Below are 17161 nucleotides of genomic sequence, written 5' to 3'. Positions count from 1 at the left end.
TCGATCGAAGCGGAAGCCGCCGACGGCATTCCGTGCCGCCTCCGCAGGGGCTTTCCCCGGCCCCTGCCGGTCCCGGGCCTTCACTCATCGCCATTACGGCACGTGAGGCGCGGTGGACTACAGCAGTGGGGGCAGGCGAGCTACGGCTGCGGGGACGCGGGCGTCGTCGGCCAGCTCATACGGATCAGGCCCCCGCTCTCGTCGGCCGTCACCTCGACGTCGTCGACGAGCCCGCTGATGACGGCGAGGCCCATATCGTCCTCGCTCTCCTCCATCGGGGGCGCGGGCACGGCGCCACCGGACGCCGCGGCACCCGACGCGGCTCTGGCCGCGGCGGTCACCGCCGCCGCCACGGCGGCGGGGCGCGGCGCGTCGTCGGCGACCTCGATGGAGAACTTCTTCTCGTCCTCGGTCAGCACGACCCGAACCGGGGTGGAGATCCCCTGGCTGTTGTGCAGGCCGACCGCGCGCGAGCACGCCTCGCCGACCGCGAGCCGGACCTCGTCCAGCACGGCCTCGTCGACCCCGGCCCGGCGCGCCACCGCGGCCGCCACGAGCCTGGCCGTACGGACATGCTCGGGAAGGGCACTGAAGAGCAGTTCGACGGTGGCCATGCCATCCCCCTCGGTGTTACCTGCCGGCGCCTCTCCCTCATCGGGAAAAGGGCGAACTCGCAGAGGGGACGGGCCCTCGAGCCCGTTACCCCCCGGCGTGGCTGTGCGGCTGTTCGCCTGTGCGGTTGTCCGTCGGACGGCGACCGCGGCCGGCCGGACACCGGCCGCCGTGCCGCCCGGCGGCGTCAGTCGGTCGCCTGCACCGCGTCCTCGACCGAGGTGTGGATCGGGAACACCTTGGTCAGGCCGGTGATACGGAAAATCTTGAGAATGCGCTCCTGGTTGCAGACCAGCCGCAGCGAGCCCTCATGGGCACGCACACGCTTGAGTCCGCCGACCAGGACGCCGAGCCCGGTGGAGTCGAGGAAGTCGACGCCCTCCATGTCGACGACGAGGTGATAGCTGCCGTCGTTGACAAGCTCGACCAGCTGCTCACGCAGCTTGGGCGCGGTGTACACATCAATCTCGCCACCGACCCGGACAACCGTACGGTCGCCTACGGTCTCGGTCGACAGGGACAGGTCCACGGATCCTCCAGCACCTTGCATCGAGCGGTCGCCCCCCATGGATCGGCAGCCGCGATGGCATTCAATCACTTACCGGCAGGCGCGCACGACGCCTTGGCGCCATTGTCCGTCACGCCAGTGACACACTCGGTGTCGATGGCCAACGATCAACTCCCGCCGGAGGCGGGCGTGCACCCCTCTCCCCGGACGGTCCTCGACCGACTCGCCACCGGGCCGGGCCGGGCTGCACGCATCACTCATACGGAGCACTTGCCCCCTCGTCCCGGACGTCATGCCCCCTGGCCGGAGAAGATCCGGCCGGAAGTGATCGACGCCATCCGGGCGGCCGGCATCGAGCGGCCCTGGGCGCACCAGGCCCGCACCGCCGAACACGCGCTGCGCGGCGAGTCGGCCGTGGTCGCCACCGGCACCGCCTCCGGCAAGTCGCTCGCCTACCTCGCCCCCGTGCTGAGCACCCTGCTGGACGGCTCCGAGGCCCCCAACGGCCGCGGCGCGACCGCCCTCTACATCGCCCCCACCAAGGCCCTGGCCGCCGACCAGCGCCGCGCCGTACGGGAACTGGCCGCACCCCTCGGCAAGAGCATCCGGCCCGCCGTCTATGACGGGGACACGCCGATAGAGGAACGGGAGTGGGTGCGCCAGTACGCCAATTACGCGCTGACCAACCCCGACATGCTCCACCTCTCCATCCTGCCCGGCCACCCCAAATGGGCCTCCTTCCTGCGCGCCCTGCGCTTTGTCGTCATCGACGAGTGCCACACCTACCGGGGCGTCTTCGGCTCCCACGTCGCCCAGGTCCTGCGCCGCCTGCGGCGCATCTGCGCCCGCTACGGCTCCGACCCCGTCTTCCTCCTCGCCTCCGCCACCGCCTCCGACCCCGCCACCGCCGCGAGCCGGCTCACCGGCGTACCGGTCGTGGAGATCACCGAGGACGCCTCCCCGCGCGGCGAACTCGTCTTCGCCCTCTGGGAGCCCCCGCTCACCGAGCTCCACGGTGAGCGGGGCGCCCCCGTCCGCCGCACCGCCACCGCCGAGACCGCGGACCTCCTCACCGATCTCGCCGTCCAGGGCGTGCGCACCGTCGCCTTCGTCCGCTCCCGGCGCGGCGCCGAACTGGTGGCCCTGATCGCCCAGGAACGCCTCGCCGCCGTGGACCGCTCCCTCCCCTCCCGCGTCGCCGCCTACCGCGGCGGCTACCTCCCCGAGGAGCGCCGCGCCATCGAGCGCTCCCTGCACACCGGCGAACTGCTCGGCCTGTCCGCCACCTCCGCCCTCGAACTGGGTGTCGACGTCGCCGGCCTCGACGCCGTCCTCCTCTCCGGCTACCCCGGCACCCGCGCCTCGCTGTGGCAGCAGGCCGGCCGCGCCGGACGCACCGGCCGGGGCGCCCTGGCCATCCTCATCGCCCGCGACGACCCGCTGGACACCTACCTCGTCCACCACCCCGAAGCGCTCTTCCAGCGGCCCGTGGAATCCACCGTCCTCGACCCCGACAACCCCTACGTCCTCGCCCCCCACCTGTGCGCCGCCGCCGAAGAGCTACCGCTCACCGAGGCCGACCTGTCCCTCTTCGGCCCCGAGGCCATGGTCGTGATCACCCGGCTCGAGGCCCGCAAGCTGCTCCGCCGCCGGGCCTCCGCCTGGCACTGGACCCGCCGCGAGCGGGCCGCCGACTTCGCCGACATCCGGGGCGGGGGCGGCCGCCCCGTCCAGGTCGTGGAGGAGGGCACCGGCAGGCTGCTGGGCACGGTGGACGCCTCCGCCGCCCACACCACCGTCCACGAGGGCGCCGTCCACCTCCACCAGGGCCGCAGCTACCTCGTGCGCCACCTCGACCTGGAGGAGTCCGTAGCCCTGGTCGAGCAGGCCGATCCGCCCTACTCGACGACGGCCCGCGACACCACCGCCATCTCCATCCTGGAGACCACCACCGAAATCCCCTGGGGGGACGCGCGCCTGTGCTTCGGCTCCGTCGAAGTCACCAACCAGGTCGTCTCCTTCCTCCGCCGCAAACTCATCACCGGCGAGGTGCTCGGCGAGTCCAAGCTGGACCTGCCGCCCCGCACCCTGCGCACCCGCGCCGTGTGGTGGACCGTCACCGAGGACCAGCTCGACGCCGCCCGCATCGACCCGGAGATCCTCGGCGGTGCCCTGCACGCCGCCGAACACGCCTCCATCGGCATGCTCCCGCTCTTCGCCACCTGTGACCGCTGGGACATCGGCGGCGTCTCCGTCCCCCTCCATCCCGACACGCTCCTGCCGACCGTCTTCGTCTACGACGGCCACCCCGGCGGCGCCGGCTTCGCCGAGCGGGCCTTCCACACCGCCGCCCGCTGGCTCAACGCCACCCGTGAGGCGATCGCCGCCTGCGAGTGCGACACCGGCTGCCCCTCCTGCATCCAGTCCCCCAAGTGCGGCAACGGCAACGACCCGCTGGACAAGAGAGGCGCCATCCGGCTGCTGACCCGCCTCCTCTCCGGCGCCCCCGCCGACGGGGCCCCGGACGGCACCCCCGGCGGTCCCTGAACGGCGCCGGGCCCCGCGCGTGACCGCACCCGCACGGAGTACGGCCCGGCCCGCGCCTCGGCCGCCACCTCCGCGAACTCTCCCTTCACCACACACCGCATCACGCGTGCCCCCTGGGCCGCGGCGACCTCGCGGGCGAGGCGGCAGGCGGCGTCCTCGCCGTGAAGGGCGTGGTCGGCCGCGGCCAGCACGGCCAGATCCGCCGCCCCACCGGCACGGTGACGGGCCACCACCGCCTGACCCATCGCCAGCAGCGCCGCCAGCACGACGCAGAACGCCATCGCCACGACCGCCGTCCACACCGTCGCGGAACCCGACTCACCGCACGGTCTCCTCCGCAAGGGCCACCGCCTCCCCGCTCAGCCGCACGGCCAGCGGCCCCGGCCCCGCCGAGCGGGCCTCGACCCGCACCCGCACCAGGTCCCCCTCCCGCGCCAGCCCGACCTCGGCCCCTCGCGGGGCCGCCGACCGGGCCGCCGCGACGGCCGCCGCCGGCGGGTCCGACCGAGCCGCCGCCCGCGCCCCCGCCCGCGCCGCGTCCACACACTGGATCTGCGCGGCGGCCGCCATCAGGGACCAGAGCAGGGTCATGGTGAGGAGCACCAGCGTCGGCAGCACCACCGCGGCCTCGGCGGTCACATAGCCGCCGTCAAAACGTCGCATGGAGCGCCTTCACGATCAGCTGCTGCAGCGCCGCGCTGACGGGCCCACTGGTGACGACCTTGTAGAGCACCGCCGCCAGAGCACCCGCCGCGAGCGTCCCCACGGCGTACTCAGCCGTGGTCATACCGGCGTCATCGGCCCTCCAGCGGCCTCGAAGCCGCAGACCTGCCCTCGTTGCCCGTGCCGTTGCTGTCGCTGTTGCCGTCATTGCCGCCCTCGCCATCGTTGTCGTCTTCGCTGTCGTCTTCGCTGTCGTCGTCATGGCCGTAGTCGCCATCACTGCCCTCCTCTTTCGTAGGTCGCCGTCACGGCTGTCACGGCCGTCATTCGCCCTGCACGAGCCCGCCGGCCAGGCCGATCACCACCGGAACCACTCCGACCGTCAGGAACGCGGGCAGGAAGCACAGCCCGAGCGGGGCCGTCGCCAGGACGCCCGCTCGTCGTGCCCGGGCGCCCGCGGCCCTGGCCTGCGTGGCGCGCAACTGCGCCGCGAGCCGCCCCATGGGCTCCACCGCCGGAACCCCGGTCGCCTGGGCCCTCTCCAGGCAGCGAGCCGTACTGGCGGCACCCGGGAGGCTCCCCAGCCGCCCCCATGCCGTGCCGGGCTCGCCCCCGAGCCGCACCTCCGCCGCGGCTTGGGCCAGACGGTCGCCCACCGGGCCGCCCAGCGACCCACCGACCGCCTCGGCGGCCTCCCGGGGCCCCGCACCGGCGGCCAGGCAAGCGGCCAGCAGATCCGCCGCCAACGGCAGTTGGCACCCGACCTCCTCCGCCGAGACCTCGGCGCCCGCCTGCTCCGCCTTCCGCCGCCGGTGCCACACGCCGTATGCGGCGGCCACCGCCAGCAGACATCCCACGGCCCCTCCGACGAGCCCGACGAGGACCAGCCCGGCGATCCCCGCCACGACAACGGGCCCTCCGCCCCGGGCGGCCACAGCGGCCCGTAACCACCCCCTGGGGCCGCCCCTGGGTCCGTCCGCCACCGGTCGTGCGAACAGTGAGGCCACCCGGCGCCGCATCGATCTCTTCCGCCGGGACGCGCCGCCGACGGCCACCACACACAGCCCCGCGACCACCGCCAGGGCCGACGCCCACAGGCTGTGGACAAGCTCCCCGCTCACGCCTTCCGTCCTCTCCCGGGCGCCTCGGCGGCCCGCACGATCCGTCGCGTCCACGCGATTCCCGCGCACTCGAGCAGCCCGCCGAGGACCAGGCAGCCGATCCCGGCCGGGGTGTGCAGCAGAACCCGCAGTGGTGCCGCGCCGAGCGCGCTGCCCATCAGGAGGGCGAGCACGGGGAGGAGCGCGAGCATGGCGGCGGTGGATCTCGTGCCCGCCAACTGGGCACGCAGCTCGTCCCGCTGGTCCCGCTCGGCGCTCAGGGCCGCCGCCACCCGCTCCAGCCCCGAGGCAAGCCCCGCGCCTCCGTCGACAGCCACCTGCCAGCAGGCGGCCACACCGTTGAGCCCTTCGGCTCCCGGCTGCAGTCCGGCCTTCCGCAGCGCCCCCGGCACGTCCCCGCCGAACCGCGCCGCAGCGGGCACGGCGGGCCAGCCCGGCCCCAACTCCATCCGCGTCAGGCCGGCCATCGCCTCGCCGGGCTGTCTCCCGGCCCTGAGATCGCCCGCGACGGTGCCACACATCTCGATCACTGCGGCTTCCCGTCGCTCCCGCTCGCGCTCCCGCCGCCGGACCCCGAGCCAGCGCCGTACGAGCGGCACAGCCAACGCCCCCGCGATCAGCGGCAGTACCGACTCACCCACCAGGACCACCCCACAGGCGAGCGGCAGGCAGAGCAGCTCACGCCTCTCCCGTCCCCACCGCCGCAGGCACCCGGCCCACTCCCCGGCCCGGGCCACCCACGCGGGGCCACCGCCAGGACCGGCTCCAAGCCCGGCAGGGCCACCGCCGCCACCGGCCAACAGCAGCCGGGCCCGCCGCACCTGCGGCCCCGGCCTCGCCCGCAGCCCCGCCGCCACCAAGGCGCACAGCAGCGCCGCACCCCAGGTCACCGTCTGCGGCAACGGAGCCGGTACCCAGCCGGTCATGAGGCACCCCCGCCGCGCTCGCACAGCGCCGCCAGCCGTGCCCACCCAGGGGCCCGCTCGAAGCCCTCCGCGCCCCAGACGGCCGCCGGCACGGTCGTCACGAATCCGGCCGGATCCCGGTCCAGCACGTGCACTTCCGCGATGCGCCGTCGTCCGCCGTGGTCGCGCACCAGGTGAATCACGATCGACAGCGCGGCCGCCAACTGGCTGTGCAGCGCCGTCCGGTCGAGGCCCGCCGAGGAGCCCAGCGCCTCCAGCCGGGCCGGCACGTCCGCCGCGGCGTTCGCGTGCACCGTGCCGGAGCCGCCCTCGTGCCCCGTATTGAGAGCCGCCAGGAGATCGGTGACCTCGGGCCCGCGCACTTCGCCCACGACCAGCCGGTCCGGGCGCATGCGCAGCGCCTGCCGCACCAGATCCCGCAGGGTGACCAGGCCGGTCCCTTCCTGATTGGCCGGACGCGTCTCCAGCCGGACCACATGGGGGTGGTCCGGGCGCAACTCCGCGGAGTCCTCGGCGAGCACGATCCGCTCATCGGGCGCGACCAGCCCCAGCAGACTCGACAACAAGGTGGTCTTGCCCGAGCCCGTACCGCCACTGATGAGGAACGACAGCCGCGCGTCCAGTACCGCCCGCAGCAGCCGCTGGCCGCCGGGCGGCACGGTCCCCGCAGCCACCAGCTCCTCCAGGGCGAAGGCACGGGGCCGCACCACCCGGAGCGACAGGCACGTCGAGCCGACGGCTACCGGAGGCAGCACCGCGTGCAGCCGCGTACCGTCCGGCAGCCGGGCGTCCACCCAGGGCCGCGCGTCGTCCAGTCGGCGACCGGCGATGGCGGCGAGCCGCTGAGCGAGCCGGCGCACCGCCGCCGCGTCGGGGAAGGACACCTCCGTGCGCTGCAGGCCCGCTCCGCGGTCCACCCACACCTGGTCGGGCGCGGTGACCAGGACGTCGGTGACGTCCGGTTCCGCGAGCAGGGGTTCCAGCGGGCCGGTGCCGATCAGCTCGGAGCGCAGCCTGGCCGCCACACCGAGCACTTCGGCGTCCCCGAGCAGCCGCCCTTCCCGGCGCAGCGCCTCCGCCACGCGCGCGGGCGTGGGGTCCGCTCCGCTTTCCGCCAGCCGCAGCCGCACGGCGTCCAGCAACACCGCGCTCATACCGGCACACCTCCGCCGTCGGCCAGTGCGTGTGCCCAGAACTCCGTGCTGAACCGGGCCAGCGGTCCACGCTCGCCACCGCCCGGCGGCCGCCCGGAGTTCAACGCGTCCGGCAGGCCGGGCTCGAGCGGCAGTTCGCCGGCCAGGGGCAGCCCGAGGAGCCGGGAGATCTCCTCCCCGCCGAGCCCGGAGCCGAAGGGGCCCCGCACCACCGCCCGGAGGTCGCCCAGCAGCATTCCCAGCATCGAGGCGACCCGGTGGGCCGCCGCGACCGCGCGCAGCTCGGCGGGCACCACCAGCAGGCCCACGTCGAGCTGTTCGAGGGCTTCCATGGCGGTTTCGTCGAGTCGCCGCGGAAGGTCCAGCACCACCACGCCGCCGCGTCTGCGGGCGGCGGCCAGCACGGCGCGCATCGCTTCGGGCGGAACGGCCGTGCATTCGCCCCGGTCCCAGCTCAGGACGCGCAGGGAGTGCAGTTCGGGCAGCGCCTCCTCCAGCGCGCGGCCCGCCACGCGGCCCCGAGAGTCGGCGAAGGCGGGCCAGCGCAGCCCCTCGGCCCGTTCCCCGCCCAGCATCACGTCGAGGCCCCCGCCCAGCGGGTCGCCGTCGATCAGCATCGTGCGCCGCCCGGTGCGCGCCGCCGCGACGGCCAGGGCGCAGGCCAGGGTGCTGGCTCCGGCACCGCCGCGGCCGCCGATCACCCCGACGGTCAGGGCCGGCCGTCCCACGCCCTCCACGGCGTCGGCGATCCGGTCGACGAGCCAACTCTCGCTGTCGGGGAGCAGCGCCACGTTGCGCGCGCCGATCCCTACGGCCCGCCGCCAGACGCCGGGATCGTCGAGGTCCTTGCCGACGAGCACCACCCCCTCCCTGCGGGCGGCGCCGCCCATGCGCATCGCGCAGTCGTCGCCGACGAGGACGAGGGGTGCGCTGTCCCAGCCGCCCCTGCGCGCGGGTGTGCCGTGGACGACCTCGGGCACGGCTCCGGCAGCGGCACACAGCCGCAACAGATCGTCGAGCAGTCCCTCGTCCTCCGTGACGATCAGCGGACCGCGCTGCCTCGGCTCCCCGGAAGTGGGCCAATCGGATGTATTGGATCCGGTCACGGTCTCCTCCCCTCTCACTACGCGCTCTCGCATCCGCGAACATCGCGGAACTCGCGGGGAATCACCGTGCAGCGAACTGGGAAATCGTGTGGATCTTGGTCAAAAACTGTGGACAACTCAACGGTTGTGAATATCCCGCTCACCTATACCGGTGACTTCCGGAGAGCAGCGCACCGATTACCCTGCGTAACAGGTATCAAGGGGTGAGGAGCCACGCCCGAGGGGGCTCACAAGCGAGGGGAAGGCCCGATGGCGATGCCCGAAACGCATCCGGACATGCGACGACCCCCGCCGGGGGGGAGAGCGGGGGTCGTCCCCACGGCCGACTCGGGGGGGGAGGAGTCGGGCCGGGTTAGACACGGTCGCGAACGATCCGTGACTTCCATGGTGTACCCGAGAGCCTTCTCAGGCAAACCCACACGCCTCAGCTTACGCCGAATGGAGGGCCCCTATGCTCGGCGGAGTGGAAAACCACTCCTTGCCTCGGACAGCCGCCTTCTTTGATCTGGACAAGACGGTCATTGCGAAGTCGAGCACGCTCACCTTCAGCAAGTCCTTCTACCAAGGCGGCTTGATCAACAGGCGTGCCGCGTTGCGCACCGCCTATACGCAGTTCGTCTTCCTGGCCGGCGGAGCCGACCACGATCAGATGGAGCGGATGCGCCAGTATCTCTCCGCACTCTGCCGGGGCTGGAATGTCCAGCAGGTGCGCGAGATCGTCGCCGAAACCCTGCACGAGCTCATCGACCCGATCATTTACGACGAGGCCGCCTCGCTCATCGAGGAGCACCACGCCGCCGGGCGCGACGTGGTCATCGTCAGCACCTCGGGCGCCGAAGTGGTCGAACCGATCGGCGAACTGCTGGGCGCCGACCGCGTCGTCGCCACCCGCATGGTGGTCGAGAACGGAGTCTTCACCGGAGAAATCGAGTACTACGCCTACGGCCCGACCAAGGCGGAGGCAGTCAGGGAACTCGCCGCCTCGGAGGGGTACGACCTGGCCCGCTGCTACGCCTACAGCGACTCGGCGACCGATATCCCGATGCTGGAGGCGGTCGGCCACCCCCATGCCGTCAACCCCGACCGGGCGCTGCGACGCGAGGCGATCGCCCGCGAGTGGCCCGTTCTCTCCTTCAGTCGACCCGTTCGGCTTAAACAACGCATTTCTTCGCTGTCCATGCCCTCGCGCCCGGCGCTGGTCACGGCCGCCGCGGTCGGCGCTGCCGCCGCTACCGCGGGTCTGCTGTGGCTCGCCAGCCGCCGCCGTGGCACCGCGTCCGCCTTGTCCACATTTGCAGCTAAAAGCAAAGAACTGCGGGCTGGACTTCCGCTTCCGCCGCGACAGGAGTAGAAAGGACTTAACGGCCCGCGAGACCAGGGACATCCGAGAGGAAGCCCTTCACGCACCAAGGCCCCACGGACCGCAGCATGAAAGTCGGGCACCCACGCGACGCCGACCCGTCGATTACGGGCCAGCCGCACCAGGTGGCGGGCGAAGTCCCGGCCTGATGGGCAAATTTCGTGCACGCATGGTAACCCGGCGGACGTGCCAGCGGCGGTACCTGAGCAGTATGGGTACCGCCGCAACCCTTGTCCGCGCGAAGTCGCTCCCCACCGCATTTCAGGCGGCGTGACGCGGGGCGACTTCAGGCGCGACGGCCCACGTCAGGCGGCGCCTCGCTGGAGGGCCTCACACACCGCGGTGCTCTCGCGCACGCCGAGTTCGACGGCGCGGCCGCAGTGCGCGATCCAGGCGGCCACCCCTTCCGGCGTCCCGGACACATAGCCTTCGAGCGCCGCCAGATAGGCCACCCGTCCCAGTTCCGCGTGACCCACCTCGGCCGGGCAGATCGACTTCGGGTCCAGCCCGCTGCCCACCAGCACGATCCGCTCGGCGGTGCGGGCGACAAGGCCGTTGTACGACCCGAACGGCCGCAGGGCCAGCAGCTCGCCGTGCACCACGGCCGCCGTCACCAGCGCGGGCGCCTCGCTGCCCGCGATCAGGAGCCCGGCCAGCCCTTCGAGCCGCCCCGACACCTCGTCCGCCGCCGGAACCGGCAGTTCGATCAACGGTTCCACCACCGGCTCGCCCGGCAGCCGCGGGCGCCCCACCGACTCGTCCGGACGGTCCCGGCCGGCGGCCACCAGATGCAGCCGGGCCAGGACCCGCAGCGGCGACTGCCGCCACACGCTCAGCAACTGGCCGGCCTCCGCGGTCAGCCGCAGGGCCGCGCCCACCGTGCGCGGCTCGCCCTCGCTGCCGAAGTCGGAGCGGCGGCGCACCTCCTCGAGCGCCCAGTCGGCGCCGGAGAGCGCGGCCGAGCCCCGCGCGCCGCGCAGGGCGGCCTCGGAGGTGACCTCATTGCTGCGGCGGCGCATCACCCGGTGGCCGTACACCCGGTCCACCGCCTTGCGTACGGAGTCCACGGAGTCGGCCACCCCCGGGAGGGAGCCCAGAACGGCAAGCGGATCGGCTGTCGTACTCATGGGTACGACACTACGCACTTCGGCTCTACACCCCCCGAAAGAGTGGTCCTCTTCACTCACCGCTCTCACTCAGCGCACCCTCGCACCTACTCTTGGTGAACATGAAGATCGCTTTCGTAGGGAAGGGCGGCAGCGGAAAGACCACGCTGTCCTCTCTGTTCATCCGCCATCTCGCCGCCGCCCAGGCCCCCGTCATCGCCGTGGACGCGGACATCAACCAGCATCTGGGCGCGGCGCTCGGGCTCGACGAGGCGGAGAGCGCCGGGCTGCCCGCGATGGGTGCGCAGCTACCCTTGATCAAGGACTATCTGCGCGGCACCAACCCGCGCATCGCCTCCGCGGAGACCATGATCAAGACGACCCCGCCGGGCGAGGGCTCCCGGCTGCTGCGCGTCGACGAGGACAATCCGGTCTACGACGCCTGCGCCCGCACCGTCCCTCTGGACGACGACGCGGCCGTTCGGCTGATGGCGACCGGCCCGTTCACCGACTCCGACCTCGGCGTGGCCTGCTACCACTCCAAGGTCGGAGCGGTCGAGCTGTGCCTGAACCACCTCGTCGACGGCCCCGGCGAGTACGTCGTGGTCGACATGACGGCGGGCAGCGACTCCTTCGCGTCCGGGATGTTCACCCGCTTCGACATGACCTTCCTGATCGCCGAACCCACCCGCAAGGGCGTCTCGGTCTACCGCCAGTACAAGGAGTACGCGCGGGACTTCGGCATCGGCCTGAAGGTCGTGGGCAACAAGGTGCACGGCGCCGACGACCTCGACTTCCTGCGTGCCGAGGTCGGCGACGACCTGCTCACCACGGTCGGGCACTCGGACTGGGTGCGCGCCATGGAGAAGGGCCGCCCGCCCCGCTTCGAGTTGCTGGAGGAGTCCAACCGCCAGGCCCTGCGCACCCTGCGCGAGACGGCGGACGGCGCCTACGAGGAGCGCGACTGGCAGCGCTACACCCGCCAGATGGTGCACTTCCACCTCAAGAACGCGGAGAGCTGGGGCAACGCCAAGACCGGCGCCGACCTGGCGGCTCAGGTCGACCCGGCCTTCGTTCTGGACGAGCGGCTCCTGGCCGCCCCCCAGCCCGCCTGACCCCGGCGAACCCCGCACCACCTCTCCCAGGGCCCCGCCCAACCGCCGTGTTCACAACTCGGCGCGTTGGGCGGGGCCTTGAACGTTCGGGCGGCGCCCTACCCGGTCGGCCGCGTCGCGCCTGCGGCTTTGCGGCCCGGAGCCGGGGCGCTCAGGGCCGCAAAGCCGCAGGGCAATACGGGACAAGCGCAGTGAAATACCTATTCACTCGATCGAGCGAAGCCCGCCCGCACCCCTTCGCCATCCCTTTACTCTCCATTACGATTCGTTTACCGAGAGTTGAGAAATGCCCCGCCATCGCAGCCGCTCCCGCCGCTGCCCGCCGTGACCCACGTGCGCGTTCCACGCGCCCGCGCTGCCCGACGAAGACGGGAACGACCATGCACGCTCAGCCGACTCAGACGTATCCACCGTCTTCCGCGCCAGGACAGGACGCACCGCCCGAGCCGGGCGGGCGCCCGCGATCGGGCTGGCGGCGGGACCTGTCCGCCTCCTTCGTCGTCTTCCTGATCGCCATTCCCCTCTCCCTGGGGATCGCGCTCGCCACGGGGGCTCCGCTCCAGGCGGGCCTGATCGCGGCAGCGGTCGGCGGCATCGTCGCCGGCCTGCTGGGCGGCGCCCCACTGCAGGTCAGCGGGGCCGCCACGGGCCTGGTGGTCGTGACGGCCGAGCTGGTGCAGCGTTACGGCTGGCGGGCCACCTGCGCGATCACCGCGCTCGCCGGCCTGGCCCAACTCGCGCTCGGCGCCGCGCGTGTGGCCCGTGCGGCGCTGGCCATCAGCCCGGCGATCATGCACGGGATGCTCGCCGGCATCGGCGTCACCATCGCGCTGGGCCAGCTGCATGTCGTCCTGGGCGACAGCCCGAGCCTCTCGGCGCTGGAGAATCTCGGGGCGCTGCCCTCCCAGGTCATGCATCCGCACCCGCCCGCGCTGCTGATCGGCGCGGTCACGGTGGGAGTGCTGCTCGCCTGGCCGCGTCTGCCCGGGCAGGCGGGACGCTGGGCGCGCCTGCTTCCGGCGCCGTTGGCGGCCGTGGCACTCGCCACCGCGGCGAGCCTGGGCATGGAGCTGCCCAGGGTCTCGCTGCCCGACTGGGAGGTGCAGGCGCTGCCCACGCTGCCCGACGGGCCGGTGCTCGGGATCTTCGCGGCCGTTCTGACGGTCACGCTCGTGGCGAGCATGGAGTCCCTGCTGTCCGCCGTCGCGATGGAGCGGCTGCGCGCCGAGCGGTCCGACGAGCAGGCGGCCGCCGCCACCGAGCTGGACCGAGAGCTCGCCGGGCAGGGCGCGGCGAACGTGGTGTCCGGGCTGCTGGGCGGCCTGCCGATCGCCGGCGGGGCGATCCGCGGCTCCGCCAACATCGCGGCCGGTGCCACGTCCCGCAAGTCCGCCGTGCTGCACGGCGTCTGGGTGCTGGTCTGCGCGGGCCTGCTCACGGCCACGCTCGAGGTGATCCCGCTGGCCGCCCTGGCCGCGCTCGTCATGGCGGTCGGTGTGCGGATGGTGAGCTTCGCCCACATCAAGCATGTCCAGCGGCACCGGGAGTTCCCGATGTACGCCGCCACGCTCGCCTCCGTGGTCCTGCTCGGCGTGCTCCAGGGGGTCGCGGTGGGCGTCGCGGTCGCCGCCCTCCTCTCGCTGCGCCGGCTCACCCACACCCGGATCACCGTCACCGAGGAGCAGGCCTGCCACCGGGTGCGGGTCAATGGACAGCTGACGTTCCTGGCGGTGCCCCGGCTGAGCCGGGCACTCGGGCAAGTGCCGGACGAGGCGAACGCCGTGGTCGAGCTGGGCGGCTCGTTCATGGACCACGCCGCCTACGACGCGCTGCACTCCTGGTCCAACGCACACCGGGCACGCGGCGGATGGGTCACCCTGCGGGGCCGCCACGGGCGCCCGATCGCCGAGCCCGTCAGCACCCATGCCTGCCGCCCCTGGACGCCCTGGCGCAACCACCACTGCACCCGGCCGGCCGAGACCGGCGCCGATCCGGTCGGCGGGCGTCAGCTGCTCGGCGGGGTCAGCGCCTTCCAGCGCAACACCGCACCGCTCGTCCGCGACGAGCTGGCACGGCTCGCCCGGGAGGGCCAGCGGCCCAGCCAGCTCTTCCTGACCTGCGCCGACTCCCGGCTGGTCACCAGCATGATCACCTCCAGTGGGCCGGGCGACCTGTTCACCGTGCGCAATGTCGGCAATCTGATGCCGCCACCCGACAACGAGGGCGGCTGCGACTCCGTGGCCGCGGCCGTGGAATACGCGGTGGAGGTCCTGAAGGTCGCCAGCATCACCGTGTGCGGACATTCGGGGTGCGGTGCCATGCAGGCACTTCTGGACATCGCCGCCTCCCCCGCCGGCCAGGGTCTCGCGCCGGACGGCCAGACGCCGCTCACCCGCTGGCTGCGGCACGGGCGGCCCAGCCTGGCCCGTATGCAGCGGATCGGCCGGCTGGGGCGCGGCGAGGTCGCGCTGGCCGAGCGGCCCGTGGCGGACGACGTCGAGCGGCTGGCGCTCGTCAACGTACTGCAGCAGCTCGACCACCTCATGGCCCACGCCTGCGTCGCCCGGCGGGTGGCCGAAGGCTCGCTCCATCTGCAGGGGATGTACTTCCACGTCGCCGAGGCCCAGGCCTACGTCCTGGACGCTCGCTCGCGGACCTTCACCGCCGTCCGCCCGGAGGTCCTCGACGCGGTGTGACGCCCCGCCCGCCCTCCGACGACCCGGCTGCCCCGGCACGCCCGGCGGGGCAGCACTACCCCTCTGACCTCGGCCGACCCATGAAAAGGACAGGTCTAAACCAATAATTGTCCACACCCCTTGTCAGGGTGTGCCCCGGGCTGATGAGCTATGGCACCGGGACGCAACGAGGCCCCTGGGAAAGGGAGATGTCGTGAGCAACGAAAGCCTGGCCAACCTCCTGAAGGAGGAACGCCGCTTCGCACCGCCTGCGGGCCTGGCCGCCGAGGCCAACGTCACCGCGGAGGCGTACGAGCAGGCGAAGGCTGATCGGCTGGGCTTCTGGGCCGCACAGGCCCGCCGCCTGAGCTGGGAGACCGAGCCGACCGAGACCCTGGACTGGTCGAACCCGCCGTTCGCCAAGTGGTTCGCCGACGGCAAGCTCAACGTGGCGTACAACTGCGTCGACCGCCATGTGGAGAACGGCCTGGGCGACCGGGTGGCCCTGCACTTCGAGGGCGAGCCGGGCGACACCCGCTCGATCACCTACGCCGAGCTGCAGCGCGAGGTCTCCCGGGCCGCCAACGCCCTGACCGAGCTGGGCGTTCAGGCCGGCGACCGGGTCGCCATCTACCTGCCGATGATCCCCGAAGCGGTCGTCTCGATGCTGGCCTGCGCCCGCATCGGCGCCCCGCACTCCCTCGTCTTCGGCGGCTTCTCCGCCGACGCCCTCGCCACCCGCATCAACGACGCCGACGCCCGCGTCGTCATCACCGCCGACGGCGGCTACCGGCGCGGCAAGCCCTCCGCGCTCAAGCCGGCCGTCGACGAGGCCCTCACCCGCCCCGGCACCGAGAACGTCCGCAGCGTCCTCGTCGTCCGCCGCACCGGCCAGGAGGACATCGCCTGGACCGAGGGCCGCGACGTGTGGTGGCACGACCTGGTCGAGCGCCAGTCCGACCAGCACACCCCCCAGGCGTTCGACGCCGAGCACCCGCTGTTCATCCTCTACACCTCGGGCACCACGGGTAAGCCGAAGGGCATCCTGCACACCACCGGCGGCTACCTCACCCAGGCCTCGTACACCCACCACGCCGTCTTCGACCTCAAGCCCGAGACGGACGTCTTCTGGTGCACCGCCGACGTCGGCTGGGTCACCGGGCACTCGTACATCGTCTACGGACCGCTGAGCAACGGCGCGACCGAAGTGCTCTACGAGGGCACCCCCGACTCCCCGCACCAGGGCCGCTGGTGGGAGATCGTGCAGAAGTACGGCGTCACGATCCTCTACACCGCGCCCACCGCGATCCGGGCCGCCATGAAGTGGGGCGACGACATCCCGGCGAAGTTCGACCTCTCCAGCCTGCGCATCCTGGGCTCGGTCGGCGAGCCCATCAACCCCGAGGCATGGATCTGGTACCGCAAGCACATCGGCGCCGACGCCACCCCCGTCGTCGACACCTGGTGGCAGACCGAGACCGGCGCCATGATGATCAGCCCGCTGCCGGGCGTGACCGAGACGAAACCGGGCTCGGCCCAGACTCCGCTGCCCGGCATCGCCGCGACCGTGGTCGACGACGAGGGACACGAGGTGCCCGACGGCCACGGCGGCTATCTCGTGCTGACCGAGCCGTGGCCGTCCATGCTCCGCACCATCTGGGGCGACGACCAGCGCTACCTCGACACCTACTGGTCCCGCTTCGAGGGCCGCTACTTCGCGGGCGACGGCGCCAAGAAGGACGAGGACGGCGACATCTGGCTGCTCGGCCGCGTCGACGACGTCATGCTCGTCTCCGGCCACAACATCTCCACCACCGAGGTCGAGTCCGCGCTCGTCTCGCACCCCAAGGTCGCCGAGGCGGCGGTGGTCGGCGCCAACGACCCGCAGACCACCCAGGCCATCTGCGCCTTCGTCATCCTGCGCGGCAATGTGAACAGCGAGGAGGAGGGCCTGGTCGAGGAGCTGCGGGCCCACGTGGCCAAGCAGCTCGGCCCGATCGCCAAGCCCAAGCGGATCCTGCCGGTCGCCGAACTGCCCAAGACCCGCTCCGGCAAGATCATGCGCCGGCTCCTGCGCGACGTGGCCGAAAACCGCGCCCTCGGGGACGTCACGACCCTGACCGACTCCTCGGTCATGGACCTCATCCAGACCCAGCTCCCGGCCTCCTCGAGCGAGGACTGACCGCTCCGCGGCAGGCCCGCTGGGGTGGCTGCCGATGAAGGGCACCCGGCTCCCGCCGGGTGCCCTTCACTCTTTCCGGCTACAGT

Annotated in this window: 14 protein-coding genes and 1 pseudogene; 5 read left to right on the top strand and 10 right to left on the bottom strand. The window is 72.7% G+C overall.

Going from position 1 to position 17161, the window contains the following annotated elements:
* Positions 1-140 precede the first annotated feature (140 nt).
* The gene (locus ACIGXW_RS24750) at positions 141-614 is read right to left on the bottom strand and encodes an ATP-binding protein (protein ID WP_071963859.1); all 474 of its coding nucleotides are present in this window, start codon (positions 612-614) and stop codon (positions 141-143) included.
* A gap of 185 nt (positions 615-799) precedes the next feature.
* The gene (gene bldG / locus ACIGXW_RS24745) at positions 800-1141 is read right to left on the bottom strand and encodes an anti-sigma factor antagonist BldG (protein ID WP_030367299.1); all 342 of its coding nucleotides are present in this window, start codon (positions 1139-1141) and stop codon (positions 800-802) included.
* A 54-nt stretch (positions 1142-1195) separates the two neighbouring features.
* Here bldG and ACIGXW_RS24740 point away from each other — a divergent pair, with 54 nt between their 5' ends.
* Positions 1196-3667 (top strand): DEAD/DEAH box helicase, encoded by a 2472-nt coding sequence (locus ACIGXW_RS24740; protein WP_399575044.1) that lies wholly within the window; start codon positions 1196-1198, stop codon positions 3665-3667.
* Positions 3668-3735: 68 nt separating this feature from the next.
* On the opposite strand, the pseudogene ACIGXW_RS24735 reads toward ACIGXW_RS24740, so the two are convergent.
* The 7 genes and pseudogenes from ACIGXW_RS24735 to ssd form a co-directional block, all read right to left on the bottom strand.
* Positions 3736-3948 (bottom strand): annotated as a pseudogene (locus ACIGXW_RS24735) (Rv3654c family TadE-like protein); the annotation flags it as partial.
* Between the two features lie 37 nt (positions 3949-3985).
* Complete coding sequence (locus ACIGXW_RS24730) at positions 3986-4330, bottom strand: TadE family type IV pilus minor pilin (RefSeq protein WP_071963862.1); 345 nt, start codon at positions 4328-4330, stop codon at positions 3986-3988.
* The gene (locus tag ACIGXW_RS24725) at positions 4317-4538 is read right to left on the bottom strand and encodes a DUF4244 domain-containing protein (RefSeq protein ID WP_399575125.1); all 222 of its coding nucleotides are present in this window, start codon (positions 4536-4538) and stop codon (positions 4317-4319) included. The genes ACIGXW_RS24730 and ACIGXW_RS24725 overlap by 14 nt, the downstream gene beginning before the upstream one ends.
* Positions 4539-4653: 115 nt before the next feature.
* Entirely contained in the window at positions 4654-5451 is a 798-nt protein-coding gene (locus ACIGXW_RS24720) for a type II secretion system F family protein (RefSeq protein ID WP_399575043.1), read from the bottom strand.
* A complete protein-coding gene (locus ACIGXW_RS24715) occupies positions 5448-6377 on the bottom strand; it encodes a type II secretion system F family protein (protein WP_399575042.1) in 930 nt (309 codons plus the stop codon). The genes ACIGXW_RS24720 and ACIGXW_RS24715 overlap by 4 nt, the downstream gene beginning before the upstream one ends.
* On the bottom strand, positions 6374-7531 hold the full coding sequence (locus ACIGXW_RS24710) for a TadA family conjugal transfer-associated ATPase (protein WP_071963863.1): 1158 nt from the start codon (positions 7529-7531) through the stop codon (positions 6374-6376). The genes ACIGXW_RS24715 and ACIGXW_RS24710 overlap by 4 nt, the downstream gene beginning before the upstream one ends.
* Positions 7528-8637 (bottom strand): septum site-determining protein Ssd, encoded by a 1110-nt coding sequence (ssd, locus tag ACIGXW_RS24705; protein WP_399575041.1) that lies wholly within the window; start codon positions 8635-8637, stop codon positions 7528-7530. The genes ACIGXW_RS24710 and ssd overlap by 4 nt, the downstream gene beginning before the upstream one ends.
* Positions 8638-9088: 451 nt before the next feature.
* Here ssd and ACIGXW_RS24700 point away from each other — a divergent pair, with 451 nt between their 5' ends.
* On the top strand, positions 9089-9988 hold the full coding sequence (locus ACIGXW_RS24700) for an HAD family hydrolase (RefSeq protein ID WP_079273997.1): 900 nt from the start codon (positions 9089-9091) through the stop codon (positions 9986-9988).
* Positions 9989-10302: 314 nt separating this feature from the next.
* Here ACIGXW_RS24700 and ACIGXW_RS24695 read toward each other — a convergent pair whose 3' ends face one another.
* Complete coding sequence (locus ACIGXW_RS24695; protein WP_399575040.1) at positions 10303-11124, bottom strand: oxidoreductase; 822 nt, start codon at positions 11122-11124, stop codon at positions 10303-10305.
* A 101-nt stretch (positions 11125-11225) separates the two neighbouring features.
* Between ACIGXW_RS24695 and ACIGXW_RS24690 the strand changes: the two genes are divergently transcribed.
* From ACIGXW_RS24690 to acs, 3 genes are all read left to right on the top strand, one after another.
* Entirely contained in the window at positions 11226-12218 is a 993-nt protein-coding gene (locus ACIGXW_RS24690) for an ATP-binding protein (protein WP_399575039.1), read from the top strand.
* 380 nt (positions 12219-12598) lie between these two features.
* Entirely contained in the window at positions 12599-14914 is a 2316-nt protein-coding gene (locus ACIGXW_RS24685; protein WP_399575038.1) for a SulP family inorganic anion transporter, read from the top strand.
* Positions 14915-15107: 193 nt separating this feature from the next.
* Complete coding sequence (acs, locus tag ACIGXW_RS24680; RefSeq protein WP_071963868.1) at positions 15108-17075, top strand: acetate--CoA ligase; 1968 nt, start codon at positions 15108-15110, stop codon at positions 17073-17075.
* Positions 17076-17161 lie beyond the last annotated feature (86 nt).

The organism is Streptomyces sp. NPDC053079, from assembly GCF_044546695.1.
GTDB lineage: Bacteria > Actinomycetota > Actinomycetes > Streptomycetales > Streptomycetaceae > Streptomyces.
This window is presented reverse-complemented; position numbering and strand designations above follow the sequence as displayed.